Source organism: Streptomyces sp. NPDC051684 (assembly GCF_044453445.1).
Lineage (GTDB): Bacteria > Actinomycetota > Actinomycetes > Streptomycetales > Streptomycetaceae > Streptomyces.
In genome coordinates this window covers 1-21,331 of the sequence record NZ_JBITCS010000068.1, presented here as the reverse complement: position 1 = coordinate 21,331, position 21,331 = coordinate 1, and the positions used below count along the sequence as shown (strand labels likewise).

Here is a 21,331-nt window from a genome sequence, read left to right as displayed (position 1 = left end):
GGGGGGGGGGGGGGGCGCGCCCCGCCCCCCCGCCCCCCCCCCCCCCCCCCCGCCCCCCCCCCCCCCCCCCCCCCCCCCCCCCCCCCCCCCCCCCCCCCCCCCCACAAGTCCTAGTCGACGCTGACGCCGGCCAGCTCGGCGACCTCCTCGCGGCGCAGCCCCGGCGTGCGGCGGGTCCGCCGACGGGACGGCAGGCCGAGCGTGCCCGGATCCAGCCGCTCGCGCCGGGCGCGCAGGAAGGCGGCCAGCTCCTGCGTGGTGTCCACGGTGTGCGTCGTCATGGTCGGTGAAACAACGAGGGTGGGAGTGGCCTTCCCAGGATCGGCCTTCCCTTATGCGCGGCCCGTGGTGTGCGGAGTCTGGTTCCCGTCACCAGAACCGCGAGCACAGGAGCACGACACCATGTCCCTCACCCTCGACACCTACCGGCTGCTCGGCCGATCCGGCCTGCGGGTCTCCCCGCTGGCGCTCGGCACCGCGACCTTCGGCACCGAATCGGGCTGGGGCGCCGAGCGGGACGAGGCGCGCAAACTGTTCGACCTGTACGTCGAGCGCGGCGGGAACTTCTTCGACACCGCCGACACGTACAGCAACGGCAGCTCCGAGCGGCTGCTGGGCGCCTTCGCCCGCGACCGGCGCGACAGCCTGGTCCTGGCGACGAAGTACACGACGCTGCGCCGCCCCGGCGACCCGAACTCGGCCGGCAGCCACCGCAAGAACCTGTTCTCCTCGGTCGAGGAGAGCCTGCGTCGGCTCGGCACGGACCGTATCGACGTGCTCTACCTCCATGTCTGGGACGACGCGACACCCGTCGAGGAGACCCTGCGCGCTCTGGACGACCTCGTCAGGCAGGGGAAGATCCTGTACGTCGCCGTCTGCAACGCACCGGCCTGGCAGGTGGCCCGCATGCAGACCATCGCCGAGCTGCGCGCCTGGTCACCGCTGGTCGCGCTGCAGATCGAGTACAACCTGATCGAGCGGGGCGGCGAGCGCGACCTGATCCCCATGGCGCGCGAGCTGGGCCTCGGGGTGATCCCTTACTCGCCCCTCGGCGGCGGTGTGCTCACCGGCAAGTACGGCCGCGACGACCTGCGCCCGGGACAGGCCGACGGCACCCGCAGTAACTTCAACCTCGCGCTCGGCACCCTCACCGAACGCAATCTCGCCATCGCCGACGCCGTGCGGGAAGTGGCCGACGACCTGGGCCGCACACCCGCCCAGATCGCCCTCGCCTGGACGCTGCGGAATCCGGGGGTGACGGCACCGATCATCGGCGCCCGCACTCCCGGGCAGCTGGAGGACAACCTGGGCGCCCTGGACGTCGAACTCGGCGCCGATCACCTCACACGGCTCGACGCGGCGAGCGCCCTCGAACTCGGCTATCCGCACGACATGCTCGCGAGCGGACACATCCGCGCGGTGACGAGAGGAGACCTCAAGTTCGACCGTCAGCACTGACACGGTCGTCCGCGGCCCGTGCCGCCGCGTCCGCGACGACCGCGTCCTGCCAGGCCATCCCCGAGCCCTTGAACAGCACGGGCCGGTCCGTGGCGTACAGCGAGTCGTCGCGGACGACGCGTGCCATGGGAAGTAGCCGGTCCGGCGACAGGACACCCTCCGCCACGGGGATCACGAGGTCACCGCACTCCCGCAGCGCTGTGTCCACGTCCTCCACGATCACCTGCGCGCGGGCCGTCAGCGCCGAGTCCACCTCGCGGGCGTCGGCGTCGTGCGAACCGACGGCAAGGACGACGGCGTCGTCGCCGAGGAGCGCCGAGTCGAAGAGCGGGGTGGGGGAGGGCGTCGCGCACACCACGAGATCGGCGCGCCGCACCCACTCCTCGGCATCCGCCGTCGCCACCACCCTGTCGTCCCCGACCAGCGCGGAATCCACCCGCGAGGGGTCCCGCACCACGTAGGTCACCTCGGTGAGTTCGGCGCCGACATCGCGCAACGTCCGTACGTGACCGGCCCCTTGGGGACCCGCGCCGAACACCACGACCCGCCACCGCCGCCCCGCCCGGGTCAGCAGCGGCAGCACCGCCGCCACCGACACGGCGGGCGTACGCAGCGTGGTCAGCGCCGCCCCGTCGACGACCGCGGCGGGTGCGTACGACGGCGGGCGGAAGACGAGGTGGACGCCTTGGATGCGGGGCAGCCCGCGGTCGGCGTTGGCGGGGACGGCCGAGATCGCCTTCACCCCGACACCGAACTCGGACGCGGCGGGCATCGCGAGCAACTGGCCCTGACCGTCCGGGAGTTCGAGGATCGAGCGGGGCGGGCCCGCGGCCGCCGGGTCGAGGCCGCCGGCGAGTGCGGCACGGATCGCGGTGACCGCCTCGCGGGGCGGCAGCAGTTTCGCCAGCTCGTCGGCGCCGATGTAGTCGACCGCCGCCGACGGCCGATCCTTCCGCTCGTTCTGCACCTGTGCTCCTGTTCGCGTGGGCGGGAACGGTTGATCACCGTATCGCCGGACGGTCAGTCGGCCGAGTCCTCCGTGTCCTTGCCCGCCTCCGGGTCCTCGCTCGTCTCTGGGGACTTGCCCGTCTCCGGTTTCGTATGGAGGATCTCGCGCACCTGATCGGCGGCGCGCAGAATGCTCTCGCTCATGAACTCGCTGAAGCGGGCGATGCTCTCGAGCCGCGCGGCCGCCGGGGAGTCACGGCCGAGGACCCCGACCCCCTGCCGCGCGACCTCGGCGAGCCGCGCGGTGCCGCGGGCGCTCGCGACCGACGACTGGTACCAGACGTCGTCGTCGACGAGGTAGCGCTCGCGGCGTCCCGCGTCCCGCTCGCGCTGGATCAGGCCCTGCTCCTCGAGGAACGCCACCGACTTGGAGACGGACGCCGGGCTGACCTCCAGGCGCCGCACCAGGTCCGCGGCGGTGAGGCCCCCGGCGTCGCTGGTGAACAGGCATGTCAGTACGCGCGCCGTCATCTTGGGCAGGCCCTGCTGCATGAGGAGTGTCGTGAACGTCTCCTCGTACTCGCGCACCGCCTCGTCGTCCCGCCCGGAAGCGCGCGCGGGCCCCTGCGGCGCGGCCTGCTTGCGACGGTGCGCGCGGCGTTCGGTGGCGCGGTGGGCGAGGTCGGGGCGGTAGGACGTGGGTCCGCCGTTGCGCATCACCTCGCGCGTGATGGTCGAGGTGGGGCGTTCCAGGCGGCGGCCGATCTCCGCGTACGCGAGTCCGTCGGCGAGCCCGAGCGCGATCTGCTGCCGTTCCTGCTGAGTGAGTCGGCCTCCCGGCATCGTGGGCACCCTCTCCGTCCGCTGTGTGCGCCTGACCGGCGTCAGCGTAGCGTTCACTGCCACCCCAATGCAACGGAAGCATGCATTCTGTTGCGTTAGATCTCTACTCGTTGCAACGAAATTCTGCCTCTGGCCTGGCATGGAACGGTAGTTGTGCAACAAGTGTATTGATGGATCAAGAAACGCAACGTAGCTTTTCACTCATCGGAAACACGGAGCGACACCATCTCAAGGAGCGCACGATGCAGAAGTTCGACACCCCCGCCGCCATCTCCGCCGTTCTGCGCCTCCCGGCCGGACGCATCCAGGTCATCGCCGCCGATCGCACCGACACCACCGTCGAGGTCCGCCCCGTCGACTCCTCGAAGGGCCGCGACGTGAAGGCCGCCGAGCAGACCACCGTCGAGTTCACCGACGGCACCCTGCGGGTGTCGGCCCCGGCCGAGAAGAACCAGCTTCTCGGCGCGTCCGGTGCCATCGAGGTGACGGTCCAACTGCCCGCCGGTTCCGGCGTCGAGGCCGTCGCGACCGCCGTCGAGTTCCGCGGCGTCGGTCGGCTCGGCGAGCTCGTCTGCGAGGGCGCGCACGGCACCGTGAAGATCGACGAGGCCGCGAGCGTGCGGCTGTCCTCCTACGCCGGTGATGTCACGGTCGGCCGTCTGACGGGGCCCGCCGACATCAAGGTGCAGAAGGGCGACATCCGCATCGCCGAGGCCACATCTGGCGTGCTCGAACTGAACACGCAGATGGGCGATGTGACGGTCGACGCCGCCCACGGTGTCTCCGCCACGCTCGACGCCGGCACCGGTTACGGCCGGATCAGCAACACGCTGATGAACGCCGAAGGTTCGAAGTCCGTGGTCACCATCCACGCGACGACCGGCCACGGGGACATCACCGCCCGCAGCCTGTGACACACCGCCGCACGACGGCCCACCTCCGCGCGGGGCCCGACCACCTCGACCACTGAGCACGGGCCCCGCGCGCACCGCCCGCCCGGACCACAGAACCACCGACTCACCGAACCACCGACTCACTGAACCACCGACCCTCCGAAGCGCTGAACCAGGAGAAGCCATGACGAACCGCACCGCACCTTCGGCCGCCACCCCGTGGACCGGCATGGTCCCGGTCGACGACACCGCCCTCGCCGTCACCGACTCCGGCGGCTCCGGCATCCCGGTGGTCTACCTCAACGGCCAGTTCGCCACGCAGGGTTACTGGCGCCGGGTCCTCGCGGGCCTCGGCCCGCAGTGGCGGCACATCACCTACGACGAGCGGGCCCGCGGCAGGAAGTCGGGGCGTTCGGCGGACTACTCCTTCGAGGCCGCCGTCCGCGACGTCGACGCGGTCCTCGCCGCCAGGGGTGTCGACCGGGCGCTCGTCGTGGGCTGGTCCTACGGCGCGTACGTCGGCTCGCACTGGGCGAGCCGGAACCCGGAGCGCACCATCGGCGCGGTCCTGGTCGACGGCGCGCAGCCCTTCGACTGGCTGGACGAGGCGATGGAGGCGCGGATCCGGACGATGTTCCGGCGGGTCAGCTGGTTCGCACCGCTGATCCGCCCGACGGGTCTGCTCCCGCGGATGTCGGCGGCGCAGATGGCCGAGAGCAACATCGAACTGGGCCGGCTCGGCGGCAAGAGCGAACTGGGCCCCGTGCTCGACGCCATCACCGTTCCCACCCGCTACGTCGTGGCCTCGGGCTCGTCCCTCGGCAGCCGCGGCGACGAGCAGGAACGCATCCGCGCCGGCCTCTGCGAGGTGACGGCCCGCAACGCCCACATCGAGATCCACGCCAAGGTCGCCAGCAATCACGGGGCGATCCTGAAGAAGGACCACCGCGCCATCGCCGAGGCCGTCCGCGAGGTCGCGGCCCTGGACGAGCAGCGCCGGTGACCTCCGGCCGGTCAGGGGGAGAGCCCGTTCCGGCCCCGGTAGGGGAGCGGGCTCCCGGAGTGCGCGTCGAGCAGGACGCGGTCGCCCAGCGGCTTCCGCAGCCGCACCTCGACCCGCTCCAGCTTCCCCTGCTTGGTGCACACGTGGTCGTCGTCCCGACCGGTGACCGAGGCGGACAGCACGACGCTGCCGCGGGTCTCCAGCGCGGCCACGGCGGGGCCGTCGTCGCAGACACCGTGCAGGGCGACGACGGTCACGGTGCGCCCGTCGGCGGAGACCGCGAGCAGGCGGTTGAGCGGGAGGCCCGGGAGGTCGTGGGCCGCCCCGACCGGGGACCGGGGGGTCTTCGACGGGACGGCGGCGGCCTGCTTGAGCGGGGTGGCGTAGCCGTCGAGGGTGAAGACCCAGGCGGGGACCGTCGCCGGCCCGCGGCTGGTCGACTGCCGCATGTGCCCCAATGTCACGGTCGTCACGGTGAGTTGCGGCTTCCCGTCGACCCGCGGGCCCGCCAGCGCGCCGTACGCCTCCTTAGCCCCCACCAGGGGCCGGGTGACCGCCTCGCCCGCCGCCCAGGTCACCTCGCCGTTCTTCGCCCCGGTGCCGGGCAGCTTGCCCCGCACCGTGAAATTCCGTCGCTCGTACGCCTGTTGGTCGGCGCCGTCGCGCAGGCCGCCGCGCGGGAGCTGGATCGCCTCCCCGGTGGGGTGGTATCCGGCCCGCCACGCGGCGGCCGCCGACGAACCGTCCCAGGCGTCGGCCACCTGCCGGGCCCGTTCGGCGAGCGTGTCCCCGTCGTCCCCCGCCACCTTCTCGCCGCCGCAACCGGCCGCGGCGACAAGACCGGCGACGGACAGGGCGACCCCTGCCGAACGCCTGCCGGAGCGAACTGCCCCGCTACGCATGTGACCTCCTGGACGACACCGGGCCTACGGCCGACTCCTCTGCCCCTGTGACGTGGCAGAGCCGGAATGGGTTCACCGGCCGAGCCGGTCGAGCCGACCGTACGGCCCGTTGCTCCGTGCCGGGACTCAGTAGACGTGCAGCCCGCGCTCGTCTTGGTGACGTTGCCGGTCAGGTCCTGGCTGCTGACGCCGATCCGGTCGATGTGCTCGCCCTCCGCCGGATACCGGGAGCTCTCGATCTGGTGGTAGTCGCCGCCCCAGTAGCGCACCGTGCCCAGCGGGTTGATGTCGGGACCGTCGGACCTGATGGTGGCCCAGTCGCAGGCGCGCGTGGAGCCGTCGCAGGCGCCGGTGGTGCCGGAGCCGAAGCTGTACGCGGTCTGGGTGCCGATCTTGGTGCCGTTGTAGTCCATGTACCAGGTGTTGCCGGTGCCGGGCACGCAGTGGCCCGCGGTGAGCGTGTAGATGGCGCCCGAGGAGACCGAGACGTCGTAGTCCCCGGCCGCGACCTGTTCGCCGAGCGTCGTCGTGTACGGCACCGGGGCCCCGACCAGACCGACCTTCGGGACCGCGTCACCGGGCTCGCGGCCCGGCTCGACCAGGCCCATCAACGGCGCCGCGGCATGCCGCACCGCGCGCAGCCACGGCACATCGGCCCGCACCTGGTCCAGGGACGCGGACCCGTCGCGCCCCGCCCCCTCCGCGTCGAGGAGGACGACCGGGGCCCCGGCGTCCACCATGCTCACGAGGACCGGATCCGCGCCCGGGACCGGGAGTTTGCGCGTGGCCTGCCCGGTCGGGAGCAGGGCGCCCGTGGTGCCGCCCGCCGGGTCGCGGAACGTGAGGTCGACGGCGACCCCGCCGGCCCGGGTGCCCGGAACGGTCTGCTGTCCGAAGTGCCGCACCACGCCTCCCGTGGTGTCCACGACACCCTCCAGGACCGCGCCGGTGTTGCTGTTGCGCATGACGACGCGGGTCCGGTCGCCCGCGATCGGCACCATCCCCTTTGCCACCGCGTACAGGGCGACGCCCGTGGCGCAGTTGCCGCAGTTGCTCGTCCACTCCACGGTGGCGTCGCCGATGCCGACCTGGGCGAAGAGATAGTCGATGTCGACGCCCGGCTCGGGCGAGACACTGACGACCGCCGCCCTGGAGGTGGTGGGGGTGGCACCGCCGACCCCGTCCAGCTCCACGGGGTCCGCGGCGCCGTACGCGGCGACCAGCATGCGCGCCAACTCCCCGCGGTCGGCCGGGACATGGACCTGGTGGAACAACCAGCACTTGCTGGTGCCACCGCGCACGAGCGTCGCAGGGATGTGCACGTCTGAGGCTCTTCCTTGATCAGTGGTGAACGCCGGTGGAACAGGCCGTTCCGGCGATTGCCAAGACCATGGCAGAGCCGCGACTTGGGGACAATGGCAGTTCACTTCAATCGGGTTTAGCTCCGCTAAAGTGTCACCCATGCTGAACGTGCGCCGCCTGCTGCTCCTCACCGAGGCCGCCGAGCGCGGCTCGCTCACCGCGGCGGCGGAGGAGCTGGGCATGACCACCTCCGCGGCCTCCCAGCAGATGTCGCTCCTGGAGCAGGAGGCGGGATAACCCCTCGTGGAGCGGCTGCCGCGCGGAATCCGGCCCACCCCGGCGGGCGCCGCGCTGGCCGAACGCGGCCGCGCGGTGCGCCGTGAACTGCGCGCCGCCGAGGCGGACCTGCACTCGTTCGCCGCCCTCGACCAGGGCACGCTGCAACTCGGTTCGTTCCCCACGGCGAGCGCGTCGCTGCTGCCGCTGGCGCTCACCAAGTTCCGCCGCAGCCACACCGGCATCCGCATCGAGGTCCGGGCGGGCGTGCTCGCCGAACTCCGCGAGATGCTGCACACCGGCGAGGTGGAGCAGGCGCTGCTGTGGGACTACGAGTGGAACCGGGTCGACGACCCGGCCCTCGCCCTCACCCAGCTCCTCGACGACCCGACGGTCCTCGTCGTGCCCGCCGACTCCCCGCTGCGCGCCCACGCGCCGGTCCGTCTCGGGGGTCTCGCCGACCAGGAGTGGATCATCCGCGCGGACAACCACCCCGTCGCCGACGTGCTGCGCCGCAGCTGCCGGCAGGCGGGCTTCGAACCGCGGATCGCCTACGCCTCGCACGACTACCAGGAGGCGCAGGCGATGGTCGCGGCCGGACTCGGCATCGCGCTCGCGCCGCGGCTCGCCCTCACCAGCCGGCGCAGCGACGTCCGGCTGCTGCCCTTCGCCTCCGATGTCGCCGCGCCGACCCGCCGCATCCTCCTCGCCCGCTCCACGTCCCGGCCCGCGACGCCACCCGCGCAGGCGATGGCGCGCGTCCTGCGCACGGTGGCGCGGCGGTTCGCGGCGCCGGGCCTCGACCGGGCGCAACTGGGAGCGGTCCGCCGCGCCTGAGGCGATCGGACGGTCAGACGGTCAACGTCACGGACCGCGTGGAGTCCGACGAGGGTCCCGTCCCGATCTCGTACGTGCCCGGTTCCACCGCCCGGTCCAGGGAGCGGGTCACCGAGGACAGGACCGTGTCGTCGAGGGGGAAGACGACCGTGGCCTTCTCGCCCGGCGCCAGGTCCACGCGCCGGAAGCCGCGCAGTTCCCGGACACGCGGCCAGGACGTCGCGCCGCTCACCCGGCGCACGTAGAGCTGGACGGTCTCGCGGACCGGGCGGCTCCCGGTGTTGGCGACCTCGACCTCGCACACCCCGTCGCAGACACGGGGCGTGCCGAACTCGGTGGTGGTGTACGACAGTCCGTGGCCGAAGGGGTGGAGGGGCGTCCCCGGTTCGTCGACGTAGCCGCGGAAGCCGTGGTCCTTGGAGTTGTAGAAGACGGGGAGCTGGCCGGAGGAGCGGGGCACCGAGACGGGCAGCCGTCCGCTCGGCTCGCAGGCGCCCAGGAGCACGTCCGCGACGGCCCGGCCGCCCCACGGCCCCGGATACCAGGCACTCACCAACGCCCCTGCGCTGGGGGCGAGTTCGGGCACGGCGTGCGGGCGCCCCTGGACCAGCACCGCCACGCACGGGGTGCCGGTCGCCGCCACTGCCCCGGCGAGTGCCCGCTGCCCGGCGCCGAGTCGGACGTCGGCGAGGTCGACGCCCTCGCCGCAGGTCATCTCCGTCGGATTGCCGGTGGCGACGACGGCGGCACCGTTGGCGTCGAAGAGCGTGTCGTGTTCGCGCGCGCTGGAACCGCCGAGTACGAGCACCACGACATCGGACGCGGCGGCCAGCTCCACGGCCTCCGAGATCCCCGAACGGTCGTCGCCCACCAGATCGCAGCCGCGCGCGTACGTCACGTCCGCTCCGGCCTCCCGCAGCCCGGCGAGCACCGAGACACCACTGCCCGGCCGCTGGGGCGAGGTGTAGTCGCCGATCTGCTGCGGGACGGAGTCGGCGTTCGGGCCGATGACGGCGATGCGCTTCGTGTCGGGGCCGAGGGGGAGAAGCGCCCCGTCGTTGTGCAGGAGTGTGATCGAGGCGCGGGCGATGCGCTCGCTCAACTCCCGTGTGGCAGTGCCCATTTCGCGTGTCTCGGTGACGTAAGGGCGCTCGAAGAGGCCGAGCCGGAACTTCAGTGTCAGGGCGCGGGCCACCGCCGTGTCCAGCACCGAGGCCGGTACGAGTCCGCGCTCCACCGCCGCCCCCAGCTCCGGGAACACCCCGTCCCACAGGCTCAGGTCCGTGCCCGCCGACAGGGCGAGCGCCGCCGCTGAGGGGCGGTCGCCGGCAAGCCGCACCAGCCGGTCGAGCGCGCACCCGTCCGCCATGACCAGGCCCTCGAAGCCCCAGCGCTCGCGCAGCAGCACGGTGAGCAGGTCGTGCGAGGCCGCGCACGGCAGTCCGTCGAACTCGTTGTACGCGGCCATCACGCCCGCCGCCCCCGCCCGCACGCCCGCGAGGGCCGCCGGGAGATGGATCTCGTGCAGCTCGCGGGCGCCGATCTCGGTGGCGGCACTGTTGCGTCCGCCGACCGAACTCCCTTGCCCCGCAAAGTGCTTGAGCACGACGGCCGCCCGGTCCGACCCGAAGGACCCACCCGCGCCCTGCATCCCCTCCACCAGCGCCTCGGTGAGCCGCGCCGCCAGGTACGGGTCCTCGCCGAAGCACTCCTCCGCGCGGCCCCAGCGCGGGTCCCGCACCAGGTCGAGCGCGGAGACGAGCGCGATGTGCCCGCCGCGGGCCCGCAGTTCGGCCGCTGCGGCGGCTGCCGCCTCCCGGTACAGGTCCGGGTCCCAGGTGGCGCCGACCGCGAGGTTCACGGGCAGCACGGTGCCGTCGAGCGCCTGGTGGCCGTGCGGCACCTCCTCCACCAGCAGGACGGGGATGCCGAGCCGCGTGTGCTCGACGACATGGCGCTGCACGGCGTTCGCGACCCGCGCGCCGTCCGCCGCCGTGATGCCGTCGGTGAAGGTGACACCGGACCACGGGTCGGCCCGTTGCAGGCCGTACAGCGCGCCCATCCCGTCGAACCGTGCCACCTCGTCGCGGAAGGCGTCCGTCAGGCGGTGTCCCTCCGGGGCGCGCTCGTAGGCGTCCCAGCCGTACATTCGCTGGTTGACCTGGCCGACCTTCTCCGTGAGCGTCATCCGGCCGAGCAGATCACGCACCCGGTCGGCGACCGGCGCCCCCGCGTCCTTGAACAGCTCCATGGCGCGTCAGGCCTCCGTGTCCAGTTCCAGGACCCGCACCCCGTACGGTGCGAGCGTCACCTCGTCGAGCGGCTTGCCCAGACGGTCGGCGGGGCGCACCGTCAGCTCCTCGTCCGCCTGGCTGACCAGCCACAGGAACCGCCGCCCGTCCTCGTGGACGAGGGTGTCGGCGCTGACCAGAGGGGTGTCCACGGTCACCGGGCGGGCCGCGCCCGCGACCTCGGCGAGCGCCGCGTACAGCCGGTGCGTCTGCTCCGGGTTCACGTGCGCGGTCCGCGCGGTCATGTGCTCCAGCGGGTACGTGGCGAGGACCGCCCGGCCCGCGCCGATCTCGTGGACGAGCAGCGCCGGACGGCCGTGCGCGTCGGTCGCGACGACCCGTGCGCCGTCCGGGACCACCGGCAGCCAGGCGCGGCTGTCCTCGTTGCCCGCGACGGGGAAGCGCAGTGTCTCACCGGCCCGCACACCGCCGAAGTCCTCGGTGAACGTCATGGCCAGCTCGTCGTCCTCGATCGGCTCCGCCACCCCGTACGACAGCTGCATCTCGACGCCGAACAGGCCGTCCAGGTCGTGGAACCACGGCCCGCGCGTGCCCGAGTGCTCGCCCGAGCAGAACGACAGATACACCGTCGCCCCCGCGCGCGCCCGCTCCTCCAGGCCGCGCCGCGTCCGCGTCGTCAACTGCCGTGTGGACGGCAGCAGATACAGTTGTACGTCACCGTCCTGCGGCAGCCCGTCCACCTCGCGCACGAAGCCCACGGGGAGGTCCGCGCCGCGTGCGGCGACGTAGCTCTGGTGCAGCGACGTGAAGATCAGCGGCCGGTCGGCGGGGCGGCTGTACGGGTAGCCCTTCTCCAGGAACGCCGGGACGACGAGCGCCGCGCCCGCGTCCGTGCGGCGGCAGCGCGGGAAGTCCACGGTCTTCAACACCTCGGCGAACGCGGCGAGTTCGTGCAGCGGCTCCTTCGGCCGACCCGCACTGTCCGTGATCCCGAAGTGCATCTCGAAGGGGTGGTGGTCGTACGGCGACTGCTCCCACAGGTCGTCGTAGTCCGTGTTGTTCCACGCCATCCAGCCCGTCGCCCCGCCGAGCAGCGAGTTGTGCAGCGTCTGCCGGTAGTAGACGCCCGCGTTGCGCGCGGACACCGTGTCCGTCGACAGGCCGAACTCCTCCAGGATCACCGGCTTCCCGGTCACCGCCGCCAGTTCGCACTCGAACGCGGCCCGGTAGTGCTGGCGCGGCCGGTCCGTGTCCGAGCGGTAGACGTGCGGGCCGACGAAGTCCACGTACGGGTCCGTGTCGCGCAGCGAGAACCCGTTGTCCTTGCCGGTGACCTCGATGCCCCAGGCGCCGTCCCCGAGCGACACGGGCTGCGTCGCACCCGCCGCCACGACGGCCTGACACATGAACTGCGCCCACGCCGTCACCACGTTCGAGGACGGCGGGTCGACCTGGTAGATCCGGCCGTACCCCGGCATCTCGTTGGTGATCAGCCAGCCGGTCACCGCCGGGTGGTCCTTGAACCGGCGCGTCATCTCAGCTGCGAACCACGCCTGCCGGCCGACCATCCACACGTCCTCGTACAGATCGCGGTTGCCGCGCCAGGCCGGGTCCCAGTTCTCTCCGGACATGTGGCCGACGATGAAGGTGGGCATGGACCCCATGCCGAGCTCCTCGTGCGCGTCGAGGAAGTCCCGGAAGCGGTCGCAGAGCTTCTCGTCGATGCGGTGCGGCTCCGGGTGGAAGTCGGGCCAGTAGAAGAAGGACCGCGTCATGTTCAGGCCGTGGTCGTGGAGGGTCCGCAGCTCCTCGCGCACGACGGCGGGGTCGTAGTTCCGCCACATGAGCGGGCCGCCGGTGCGGGACCAGTAGTTGGCACCGAGCCAGGGCAGAACGGCGGGGTGGTGGGACAGCTGGGCGCTGTGGCGACGCATGGTGGGATGCTCCAGAAGGTAGTGAGTGGGGAGATCTAAGCCCCTGCGGCGATTGCGCAGCGGGGTCCGGGGCAGAGCCCCGTGCCCGCAACGCCGGTGTGGCCTAGGGCTTGTCGTTTGGATCAGGCCGGGCTCGCGGGGCCTGGCACGCACGCTCGCGGCGTTGTCGTCGGTCGACGACGCTCCGCGTCGCCTCCCTCCTCCGCCTTGCGATCGCACGCACCAGGCCCCGCTCCCTGATCCGGCCTGATCCAAACGACAAGCCCTAAGGGGCCGCGGGGCCTGTCGACTCGCGTACGACGAGCCGCGGGCTGTCCGCGAGTTCGGGCGCAGGCACACCCTCCTCGCCGACCTCCGCGAGGAGTACCCGCGCCGCCGCCGCCCCCACCACGGTCACCCGCTGGTCGACGGTGGTGAGCCGTGGGTGCAGCCAGCGGCCGAGCGGCAGGTCGTCGTAGCCGATGACGGACAGGTCGGCGGGGACCGACAGGCCCGCCCGCTGGGTGGCGCCGATGCCGCACATCGCCATCGAGTCGTTGGCGTAGACGATCGCGGTGGGCCGGGGGGAGAGGGCGAGGAGCCGTTCCGTCGCGGCGATGGCCGCCTCGGCGCCGAAGTCCGTGGGGATCACGGCGGCCGGGGCGAGCCCGGACCGGGCGAGCACATCGGTGAGCACGCCCTGCCGGAACCCGGAGTGGACCAGCTCCGGCGGCCCGGACACGTAGCCGATCCGCCGGTGGCCGAGCGCGAGCAGATGCTCCACCGCCTCCGTGACACCGGTCTCCTGGTGGCTGAGCATCACCCCGTCGGGGCCGCCGAGCAGCACGAACGGCAGCCCGAGTCCCCGCAGTTGGGCAGGGCGGGGGTCGTCGATCCGGCTCTCCGTGAGCACTGCGCCGTCGACCCGGCCCTCGGCGGCGAGCCGCTCGTACAGCCGGCCCTCCTCGTCGCCGTCCGCGACGAGGTGCAGGAGCAGACCGTAGCCGCGCGGCGCGAGCTCGCTCTCCAGACCGTTGATCAGCTCGCTGAAGTGCGGGTCCGTGCCCAGGACATCGCTGGGGCGGCGCACCACGAGAGCGATGGTGTGACTGCGGGAGCGGCGCAGCGCGCTCGCCGCCGCGTTCGGCGACCAGCCGAGGCGGGCCGCGGCGTCCTGCACGCGCCGCCGGGTCGGCTCGGAGATCCGGCCCGTGCCGTTGAACACCTTCGACACCGCGCCCGGTGACACCCCGGCCTCGGCCGCCACGTCCTTGATGGTGGGGCGGCTGCCCTTGTTCGGCACGCTCACATCTTCACCGCCCCGCTGACGAGCGCCGTCTGCATCCTCTTCTGCAACACCGTGTACACGATCCACACCGGGACGAGGGTGAGCACGGTGCCCGCCGTCAGCACACCGTAGTCCGTGCCGGTCACCGACTTCAGTGTGGGCAGGGCGACTTGGATCGTGCGCAGGTCCGGATCGGGGCCGATGAGGACGAGCGAGTACAGGTACTCGTTCCAGAAGCTCAGGAAGTTGAGGAGGAGCACCGTGGCGATGCCGGGCAGACACATCGGCGCGTAGATGTGGCGCAGCACCGCGAAGGTCGAGGCGCCGTCCATCCGCGCCGCCTCCTCCATCTCCTTCGGGATGGTCCGCATGAACTGCACCAGGATCACCACCGACAGCGGCAACGCGGTCGCCGGGAGCAGTAGCACCATGAACGTACGGGTGTGGAACAGGCCGGTCGCCGCCGCGAGCAGGAAGGTGGGGAACAGGGCGGCGAACGTCGGGATCAGGAACCCGAGCGAGAACACCTTCTCGATGACCGACGCGGCCCGGCCCTCGGACCGGGCGAGCGCGAACGCCGCCGGGATCGCGAGCCCCAGCGTCAGGACCAGTGAAAGCACGGTCACCAGGGCCGAGTTGAACACCGCCGTGCCGAGCCCCGCGGTCCTGAAGGCCGTCGCGAAGTTGTCGAAGCCGAACGAGGTCGGCGGCGCCAGCGGGCTGCCGAAGATCGCGTCGTTCGACTTGAACGCGGAGACGACGAAGTAGTACAGCGGCACCGCGAGCAGCACCGCGTACCCCCACACGAGGATGTGCGCGGGCCACCACGACCGGCCGAACTTCGCACGACGCTTGCTCAGGGGGAGACTCATGGGACAACAGCTCCGATCGGCTCAGGGCACGGGCTTCAGTGGCCACGGCTTCAGTGGCCGGCGCGGAAGACGCGGCGGACGGTCAGCAGGCCCACGAGCCCGGACAGGAACAGGATCACGCCCACGGCCTGGCTGTAACCGAGGTCCGCCTCGATGAACGCCTTCTGGTAGACGAGGAAGGACAGCGTCGTCGACGAGGTGCCGGGGCCGCCCTGGGTGAGCAGCAGCACGTACTGCGCGGAGCCGAACAGCGTCCACAGGAGTTGAAGCATCGTCACTACACCCACGTAGTCCCGCACGACCGGGAAGTGGATGCCCCACATCGTCCGCCAGTGCCCCGCCCCGTCCAGCTGCGCCGCCTCGCCGAGGTCCTCGGGAACGCTGGACAGGCGGGCGGCGAACAGCACGGCGGTGAAGCCGATGCCCGCCCAGATGTCCATGCCGATCAGGCAGTACAGGGCCGTCGACGGACTCGCGAGCCACGCGTCGGTGAGCGAGTCGAGGCCGAGCCCCGACAGGGCGCCGTTCAGCAGCCCGTCGGGGGAGAGGGCGGCGTAGAAGACCATCGCCTTCGCCGGCGTCGAGATCAGGCCCGGCACGAACAGCAGATACCGAATGACACGATGGCCCGGCGGCTGCTGCGCCACGTAGTAGCCGATCATGTACGCGCACACGATCATCACCGGCAGCGCGATCGTCAGCTGGACCGCCGTGTTGCGCACGGCCGCCCAGAAGGCCGGATCGGCGAAGACCGTACGGAAGTTGTCGAGGCCCGCGAAGGACACCGGCTGGAGCATGCCCGGCCAGTGCAGCGCCGCGATCACGAAGATCGCGACCATCGGGCCGACCATGAACAGCAGGTACCAGACGAGCGCGGGCACGGCGAGGATCGTGCCGCCCTGACGATTGCGGCTCGTGCGGGTCTGCTCGGGGGAGGGGGCGCGGCCCGCGCCGACGGCGGGCCGGGGCGTCGTGATGGTCATCGTTGGCGGCTTTCCGTTCTCGACGTTCTGCGGGCTCAGGCGGAGCGGTACGCGGACTCGAGCGCCGTGCGGATCGCACGCGCGGAGGTACCGGGGGTGAAGGCCGTCGACGTCGCCTGGATCAGCGGCTGCGCGGCGACCGACGGGATGTACTGGTCCGGCAGCACCACCTGGCCGACGGAGTCGCCGAGTTGCTGCGCCTTCGCCACCAGCGGAAAGTCCGTGCTGAGCGCGTCGGTGACCACCGACATGTCGCGCCCGCCCTCGGTGACGAACCGATCCACGATCTCCGGCCGGTACATGAAGCGGATGAACCGCTCGACCGTCCTGATCTTCTTGACGCCGTTCGGGCTGATCCAGAAGCCGGAGACGGTGTACGTGCGCAGGATGGTCGGCTTCTTCTGGACCGCCCCGCCGGGAAGCGGGAAGCCACCGACGGACGTGGTCTTGACAACGTTGTCGGGAACGCTGGCGAGAGCGGACGACATCGCCGACTGCATGGCCGCGTGCCCCGTGTTGAACTGCGTCGTCATCGAGTCGGACATCAGGCCCTGCGCCTTGTCGGCGAACACCCCGGCGTCCCGCAGGTCCACGAAGTACGCGATGCCCTCCTGGGCGCCGCGCGAGCCGCTGAAGTCGCCCCCGCGGAACAGGTGCCGGGCCTCGGCCGGGGTCAGGAACGTCTGGATGATCTGGGCGAGCAGCTTCTGCCCCGTCCAGTCGTTGCCGCCCACGGTGAAGGGCGTGATGCCCTTGCCGCGCAACTTCCGTGTGGCGGCGACGAGTTCGTCGGATGTGGTCGGCGGGGCGTCGACCCCGGCGCGGTCAAGGAGTGCGTGGTTGAAGGCGATCGGCCAGTTCGTCCCGATGTAGGGGAAGGCACGCAGCCGGCCCTCGGTGTCGGTCCACTCGGTCACGGCCTTCGGGATGATCCGCTCGCGCAGGCCCCAGTGGTCGAGGTAGTCGCCGACCGGAACGGTGGCGCCGACCTCGGTCCACGACAGCGTCTTGTCGTAGAGGTTGACCATCACGACATCGGCCTCGGCGCGCGCGAGCCGCGAGGTCTCGTAGACCTGCCCCAGGTCGTCGCCGTTGATCAGGTTCTTCACGGTGATGTCCGGGTTTTCCTTGCGGAACTGGTTCACGACCGCGCGGAACGTGGGGGAGCCGGGCGCGTTCCCGCCCATCTGGCTGTGGATCACCAGGGTGTCGGGGTCCGAGCCGTATGCGGAGAACGCGCCGCACGCGCTGAGCGCAGGCACCGCCGCAAGACCCGCACCCAGAGCCATGAAGCCGCGTCGATTCATCGGGGAGCGCAAGGCGGGAGGCCTCCTGTCGCGTTGGTATATCGATATACCTTCGAGGTGCGAGCAACGTAAGCGGGAAGCGGAAGGTGGTCAACCCTTTGGAGCGGATGAGGTGTTGCGCGGTATGGGTCAGGCGGCCGGAGCGACCGGGGGCCGCATGCCGAGCCATTGCTCGGCGCTCCAGGCCTCGAACCGTTCGACCTCGATGAACCCCAACGTCGCCGCGAGGCGCATCGAGCCGGTGTTGGCGGTCTGGGTGGTCAGCACCACCGGTTCGCCGGGAAGGGCCTCGGTCAGCCAGTCGAGCGCCGCCGAGGTGGGTGTGCACCTCCGGCGAGGCGAGCAACTCGATGAACGCCGCCCGGTCCCGGGCCTCGGACCCACGGAGCGCGAGCCGTTCGGTCCGGATCGGCTCCGGCGGCCAGGCGTCGAGCTCCAGCGCTTCCATCGGCGCACCGGAGCAGCAGGCGGGCCCAACTACCCCTGAGCCGTGGGGCGTACGACGATGTCACCGACGTCGACATGGGCCGGCTGCTCGACGGCGAAGGCGATGGCGCGCGCGATCGACTCCGGCGGGATGCCGATGTCACCCATGGACGAGGCGATCCGGTCCTTCACCTCCGGCGCCATGTGGTCCGCGAACTCCGTGCGGGTGACGCCCGGCGAGACGACCGTCACCCGCAGGCTGTCCCCGGCCTCCTGGCGCAGGCCCTCGGAGAGGGTCCGCACCGCGTTCTTGGTGGCCGCGTACACTGCCTGCGTCGGGACGATCCTCAGGCCCGCGGTGGATACGACATTGACGAAGTGGCCCGCGCCCTGCTCCCGGAAGACCGGCAGCGCGGCCGCGATCCCGTAGAGCACGCCCTTGAAATTGACATCGATCATGTTCTCCCAGTCCTCGACGCGCAGGTCGTCCAGCGGGGAGATCGGCCCGATCCCGGCATTGCTGACGAGCACGTCCAGCCTGCCGAAGCGGTCGCGGGCCAACTCGACGAGCGAGGCCTGGTCCTGGCGCACCGTCACATCCGTGCGGAGCCAGGTGACTTGGCCGCCGGACTTCTCGATGCGGCCCGCCAGATCCGCCAGGCGTTCGGTGCGGCGTGCGCCGAGGACGACCTTGGCGCCGCGCTCGGCGAGCAGCAGGGCCGTGGCCTCGCCGATGCCGCTGCCGGCGCCCGTGATCGCAACGACCTTGCCTTCGATGTCCGACATCGGTGGTCCCTCCGGGGCGGGTGTGGGCAGGCCGGGGCCGTGCCCCAAAGATGAAAGTGGGGAACTCCCCACTTAGGCTGATGGTGCGACCGTAAGTGGGGTAGCCTCCACTTGGCAAGTGGCACGAAGGGGGGCCGGCGATGGAGCGAGGTACTCAGCGGCCGCTGAGAGCGGACGCGCGACGCAACAGGGAGAAGATCCTGGCCGCGGCGGTGCGGGTGTTCACCGAGGACGGTCTCGACGCCCGCCTCGAACACATCGCGAAGGCCGCGGGCGTCGGCAGCGCGACCCTCTACCGCAACTTCCCGACCCGCGAGGCCCTGATCGAGGCGGCCTACCGCAACGAGGTGGCCCAGCTGTGCGGGGCCGCCACCGAGCTGCTCGCGACGCGCCCGCCGTTCGAGGCGCTGCGCGCGTGGACCCGCCGCTTCATGGACTACGCGAGCGCCAAGTACGGCATGGCCGACGCGCTGCGCGCCATGGCCGCCGAGGGCGGCAACCCGTACGGGCACAGCCGGGACATGATCGAGGCGTCCATCGCCGAGCTGATGGACGCGTGTACGCGCGCCGGCGCGATCCGCTCCGACATCCCCACGAGCGACATCTTCGCCGCCCTCGCCGGAATCGCCCTGACCTCGGCGAAGCCCGAGCAGCGTGCCCAGGCCGAGCGGCTCCTCGACCTCACCCTGGACGGACTGCGGCGCACCGCCTGAATGCTCAGGCGTGCAGCCCGGGGTGGGCGCGGGGCCTGCTGGGCGGGGGCAACTCAGCTGATTCCACGAAGAGTTCGGGGCGCACTGCCTGGATGGTGCCGATGTCGTCGAAGACGCCCTGGAGGTGGCCGCGCAGCGCCTCCTCGGCGCGGGCCGCGTCGCGCTCCTCCAGGGCGTCGACCACCGCCCGGTGCTCGTCGATGAGGTGCTCGACGCGGTGCGGCAGCGGCAGGCTCAGGCGGCGGGCGCGGTCGAGGTGGGCCTTGGCCGTCGTGACCGTGCGCCACAGCGTGCGATGCCCGCTGGTCTCCATCAGGCGGCGGTGGAACGCCTCGTCCTCCTCGAAGAACAGGTCGTCGTCCGCCGCCTCGAACGCGTCGCGCTGTGCGTCGAGGGCGGCGCGCAGCGCCGCGATGTCCGCGCCGTCGGCCCGCTTCACCGCCTCGCGCAGCGCGGCCAGTTCGAGCGCCTCGCGCATGAACTGGGCCTCCAGGACGGCGTCGACGCTGATCCGTGAGACGAACGTACCGAGCTTCGGGAAGATGTCGACCAGCGACTCCTCACCGAGCAGGATCAGCGCCTCGCGCACCGGGGTGCGGCTGACGTCGAGCTCCGCGGCGAGTTCATTCTCCGACAGCGGGGCGCCCGGCAGCAGTTCCAGGGACGTGATGCGCGAGCGCAGCAGCGCGTGCACGCGTACCCGGTTGGACTCCCTGGGCGTCGCGTCCTCCGGCGTGCGCCGGCCCGTCTTCCTGCTTCGTCGCTGCTCGTCCCGCATGCCGTCACCCTCTCACCTCGGCTGCTGAAATTCTTACATACAAGCCTTGTATGTAAGTGGTCGCGCAGGTAGAAAGTGACAGGCCTGCTTCCGACCGGAGGTCAACGATGACCAGCCATCCCGTCACCGACTCCGAGGTGACGACGCCGTCCGGCACGACCCCGCCACCCCGTCCCCGCGGCCGCGGCAAGAACGTCCGCTGGGGCATCGCCGTGCTCTGCTTCGGCGGCCTCGCGGTCAACTACCTAGACCGCTCCACGCTCAGCGTCGCGCTGCCCACCATGTCCAAGGACCTGCACATAGGACCCGAGACCCAGGGCTTCGTGCTCAGCGCGTTCTTCCTGGCGTACGCGCTCTGCCAGCTGCCCGCCGGGGCGCTGCTCGACAAGTACGGCGTGAAACGGGTCTTCGCGCTGGGCGCGATCTGGTGGTCGGTGGCCACCATCGGCATGGGCCTGGTGCGCGGGGTCGGCTCGCTCGTCGGCGCGCGGATGCTGCTCGGCGCGGGCGAGGCCGCCGGCTATCCGGCGCCCGCGAAGGCCGTGTCTCGCTGGTTCCCGCGGCACGAGCGCACCCTCGCGAACAGCGTGTGGGACAACGGCGCCCGCGTCGGCACCGCCATCGCCCTGCCGCTCGTCACGATGCTGGTCTCGGTCTTCCACTGGCGGGTCGCCTTCGTCGCCTGCGGGCTGCTCGGCTTCCTGTGGATCATCGGCTGGTGGCGGCTGTACCACGAGCCCGCCGACCACCCGAGGCTCATGGACGAGGAGCGCGCGTACATCGAGGCCGGCGGCGCCCGCGTCGAGGAGGCACCGGCCGAGAGCGCCGACGGGCCCAAGGTGCGCTGGCGCGACCTGTTCCGGTACCGGACGGTCTGGGGCATGATGCTCGGTTTCTTCTGCCTCAACTACGTCATCTACTTCTTCATCACCTGGTTCCCCAGCTACCTCGTCGACGAGCGCGGCTTCGACCTCCTCTCGCTCGGGTTCTTCGGCACGGTCCCCGGTCTCGTCGCCATCGTCGGCTCGCTGCTCGGCGGCTACACGGCCGACCGGCTCCTTCGCAAGGGCTGGTCGACCACCAAGGTCCGCAAGACCTGCCTGATCTCCGGCACGCTGTGCTCGTCCGTCATCGCGCTCGCCGTCGTCGTGCCGACCGCGTCCGGCGCGCTCGCATTGCTCTCCCTGAGCTACGCGTCGCTGACCTTCGCCACCGCGTCCGTCGCCTCGCTGCCCGCCGACGTCGCGCCCACCGCGGGCCATGTCGCCTCCCTCGCCGGCATCCAGAACTTCGCCTCGAACGTCGCCGGCGCACTCGGCCCGATCGTCACCGGCTTCCTCCTGGCGGCCTCCGGCGGCTCCTATCTGGTGCCGCTGCTCGTCTCGGGCGCCCTGTCGATCGTCGGCGCCCTGACGTACGCGTTCGTCGTCAAGCGCGTCGAACCCCTGCCGGTCCGCTAGGGCTTGTCGTTTGGATCAGGCCGGATCAGGGAGCGGGTCCTGGTGCGTGCGATCGCAAGGCGGAGGAGGGAGGCGACGCGGAGCGTCGTCG

General features: G+C 71.7%; 17 protein-coding genes and 3 pseudogenes. 6 read left to right on the top strand and 14 right to left on the bottom strand.

What is annotated here, in order from left to right:
• Positions 1–113: 113 nt before the first annotated feature.
• Positions 114–281, bottom strand: a pseudogene (locus ACIA8D_RS40365) (transcriptional regulator); the annotation flags it as partial.
• 121 nt (positions 282–402) lie between these two features.
• Between ACIA8D_RS40365 and ACIA8D_RS40360 the strand changes: the two are divergent.
• Positions 403–1,458: an aldo/keto reductase gene (locus ACIA8D_RS40360; RefSeq protein ID WP_399240272.1), complete on the top strand. Its 1,056-nt coding sequence runs from the start codon at positions 403–405 to the stop codon at positions 1,456–1,458.
• On the opposite strand, the gene ACIA8D_RS40355 is transcribed toward ACIA8D_RS40360, so the two are convergent.
• Both ACIA8D_RS40355 and ACIA8D_RS40350 read right to left on the bottom strand, forming a co-directional pair.
• A complete protein-coding gene (locus ACIA8D_RS40355; RefSeq protein ID WP_399240270.1) occupies positions 1,436–2,425 on the bottom strand; it encodes an ornithine cyclodeaminase family protein in 990 nt (329 codons plus the stop codon). The genes ACIA8D_RS40360 and ACIA8D_RS40355 overlap by 23 nt on opposite strands.
• A 53-nt stretch (positions 2,426–2,478) precedes the next feature.
• Entirely contained in the window at positions 2,479–3,249 is a 771-nt protein-coding gene (locus tag ACIA8D_RS40350) for a helix-turn-helix domain-containing protein (RefSeq protein ID WP_399240268.1), read from the bottom strand.
• 242 nt (positions 3,250–3,491) lie between these two features.
• Here ACIA8D_RS40350 and ACIA8D_RS40345 point away from each other — a divergent pair, with 242 nt between their 5' ends.
• Positions 3,492–4,163, top strand: a complete 672-nt coding sequence (locus tag ACIA8D_RS40345) for a DUF4097 family beta strand repeat-containing protein (RefSeq protein ID WP_399240266.1) — start codon at positions 3,492–3,494, stop codon at positions 4,161–4,163.
• Positions 4,164–4,326: 163 nt separating this feature from the next.
• Positions 4,327–5,145 (top strand): alpha/beta fold hydrolase, encoded by an 819-nt coding sequence (locus ACIA8D_RS40340; RefSeq protein ID WP_399240264.1) that lies wholly within the window; start codon positions 4,327–4,329, stop codon positions 5,143–5,145.
• Between the two features lie 11 nt (positions 5,146–5,156).
• Here the strand turns inward: ACIA8D_RS40340 and ACIA8D_RS40335 are convergent, their stop codons facing one another.
• The gene (locus ACIA8D_RS40335; protein ID WP_399240262.1) at positions 5,157–5,765 is read right to left on the bottom strand and encodes a hypothetical protein; all 609 of its coding nucleotides are present in this window, start codon (positions 5,763–5,765) and stop codon (positions 5,157–5,159) included.
• Positions 5,720–7,369 (bottom strand): PrpF domain-containing protein, encoded by a 1,650-nt coding sequence (locus ACIA8D_RS40330; RefSeq protein WP_399240260.1) that lies wholly within the window; start codon positions 7,367–7,369, stop codon positions 5,720–5,722. Before ACIA8D_RS40330 ends, ACIA8D_RS40335 begins: the two co-directional genes overlap by 46 nt.
• 139 nt (positions 7,370–7,508) lie before the next feature.
• On the opposite strand from ACIA8D_RS40330, the pseudogene ACIA8D_RS40325 reads away from it, so the two are divergent.
• Positions 7,509–8,462 (top strand): annotated as a pseudogene (locus tag ACIA8D_RS40325) (LysR family transcriptional regulator).
• A gap of 13 nt (positions 8,463–8,475) precedes the next feature.
• Here ACIA8D_RS40325 and ACIA8D_RS40320 read toward each other — a convergent pair.
• The 8 genes and pseudogenes from ACIA8D_RS40320 to ACIA8D_RS40285 form a co-directional block, all read right to left on the bottom strand.
• Positions 8,476–10,713 carry a glycoside hydrolase family 3 N-terminal domain-containing protein gene (locus ACIA8D_RS40320; RefSeq protein WP_399240258.1) on the bottom strand — a complete coding sequence of 746 codons (2,238 nt, stop codon included), beginning with the start codon at positions 10,711–10,713 and terminating at the stop codon, positions 8,476–8,478.
• 6 nt (positions 10,714–10,719) lie between these two features.
• Positions 10,720–12,648 (bottom strand): cellulase family glycosylhydrolase, encoded by a 1,929-nt coding sequence (locus tag ACIA8D_RS40315; RefSeq protein WP_399240256.1) that lies wholly within the window; start codon positions 12,646–12,648, stop codon positions 10,720–10,722.
• Between the two features lie 265 nt (positions 12,649–12,913).
• The gene (locus ACIA8D_RS40310; RefSeq protein ID WP_399240254.1) at positions 12,914–13,930 is read right to left on the bottom strand and encodes a LacI family DNA-binding transcriptional regulator; all 1,017 of its coding nucleotides are present in this window, start codon (positions 13,928–13,930) and stop codon (positions 12,914–12,916) included.
• Positions 13,931–13,932: 2 nt separating this feature from the next.
• Positions 13,933–14,787, bottom strand: a complete 855-nt coding sequence (locus tag ACIA8D_RS40305) for a carbohydrate ABC transporter permease (protein WP_399240252.1) — start codon at positions 14,785–14,787, stop codon at positions 13,933–13,935.
• Between the two features lie 50 nt (positions 14,788–14,837).
• On the bottom strand, positions 14,838–15,770 hold the full coding sequence (locus ACIA8D_RS40300) for a carbohydrate ABC transporter permease (RefSeq protein ID WP_399240250.1): 933 nt from the start codon (positions 15,768–15,770) through the stop codon (positions 14,838–14,840).
• A 35-nt stretch (positions 15,771–15,805) separates the two neighbouring features.
• On the bottom strand, positions 15,806–17,089 hold the full coding sequence (locus tag ACIA8D_RS40295; RefSeq protein ID WP_399240248.1) for an ABC transporter substrate-binding protein: 1,284 nt from the start codon (positions 17,087–17,089) through the stop codon (positions 15,806–15,808).
• 117 nt (positions 17,090–17,206) lie between these two features.
• Positions 17,207–17,525: pseudogene (locus ACIA8D_RS40290) on the bottom strand (hypothetical protein).
• Between the two features lie 29 nt (positions 17,526–17,554).
• Positions 17,555–18,289: an SDR family oxidoreductase gene (locus ACIA8D_RS40285; RefSeq protein ID WP_399240246.1), complete on the bottom strand. Its 735-nt coding sequence runs from the start codon at positions 18,287–18,289 to the stop codon at positions 17,555–17,557.
• Between the two features lie 140 nt (positions 18,290–18,429).
• Between ACIA8D_RS40285 and ACIA8D_RS40280 the strand changes: the two genes are divergently transcribed.
• The gene (locus ACIA8D_RS40280) at positions 18,430–19,002 is read left to right on the top strand and encodes a TetR/AcrR family transcriptional regulator (RefSeq protein ID WP_399240244.1); all 573 of its coding nucleotides are present in this window, start codon (positions 18,430–18,432) and stop codon (positions 19,000–19,002) included.
• Between the two features lie 4 nt (positions 19,003–19,006).
• Here the strand turns inward: ACIA8D_RS40280 and ACIA8D_RS40275 are convergent, their stop codons facing one another.
• Positions 19,007–19,780, bottom strand: coding sequence for a GntR family transcriptional regulator (locus ACIA8D_RS40275; RefSeq protein ID WP_399240242.1), 774 nt, complete (start codon positions 19,778–19,780; stop codon positions 19,007–19,009).
• Between the two features lie 107 nt (positions 19,781–19,887).
• Between ACIA8D_RS40275 and ACIA8D_RS40270 the strand changes: the two genes are divergently transcribed.
• A complete protein-coding gene (locus ACIA8D_RS40270) occupies positions 19,888–21,240 on the top strand; it encodes an MFS transporter (protein WP_399240239.1) in 1,353 nt (450 codons plus the stop codon).
• Positions 21,241–21,331: the final 91 nt, after the last annotated feature.

Bases quoted from the DNA above. Each gene is read 5' to 3' on its own strand.
- ACIA8D_RS40285 (WP_399240246.1), bottom strand. From the start codon at position 18,289: ATGTCGGACATCGAAGGCAAGGTCGTTGCGATCACGGGCGCCGGCAGC.
- ACIA8D_RS40350 (WP_399240268.1), bottom strand. From the start codon at position 3,249: ATGCCGGGAGGCCGACTCACTCAGCAGGAACGGCAGCAGATCGCGCTC.
- ACIA8D_RS40320 (WP_399240258.1), bottom strand. From the start codon at position 10,713: ATGGAGCTGTTCAAGGACGCGGGGGCGCCGGTCGCCGACCGGGTGCGT.
- ACIA8D_RS40305 (WP_399240252.1), bottom strand. From the start codon at position 14,787: ATGAGTCTCCCCCTGAGCAAGCGTCGTGCGAAGTTCGGCCGGTCGTGG.
- ACIA8D_RS40300 (WP_399240250.1), bottom strand. From the start codon at position 15,770: ATGACCATCACGACGCCCCGGCCCGCCGTCGGCGCGGGCCGCGCCCCC.
- ACIA8D_RS40270 (WP_399240239.1), top strand. From the start codon at position 19,888: ATGACCAGCCATCCCGTCACCGACTCCGAGGTGACGACGCCGTCCGGC.
- ACIA8D_RS40345 (WP_399240266.1), top strand. From the start codon at position 3,492: ATGCAGAAGTTCGACACCCCCGCCGCCATCTCCGCCGTTCTGCGCCTC.
- ACIA8D_RS40340 (WP_399240264.1), top strand. From the start codon at position 4,327: ATGACGAACCGCACCGCACCTTCGGCCGCCACCCCGTGGACCGGCATG.
- ACIA8D_RS40280 (WP_399240244.1), top strand. From the start codon at position 18,430: ATGGAGCGAGGTACTCAGCGGCCGCTGAGAGCGGACGCGCGACGCAAC.
- ACIA8D_RS40315 (WP_399240256.1), bottom strand. From the start codon at position 12,648: ATGCGTCGCCACAGCGCCCAGCTGTCCCACCACCCCGCCGTTCTGCCC.
- ACIA8D_RS40275 (WP_399240242.1), bottom strand. From the start codon at position 19,780: ATGCGGGACGAGCAGCGACGAAGCAGGAAGACGGGCCGGCGCACGCCG.
- ACIA8D_RS40360 (WP_399240272.1), top strand. From the start codon at position 403: ATGTCCCTCACCCTCGACACCTACCGGCTGCTCGGCCGATCCGGCCTG.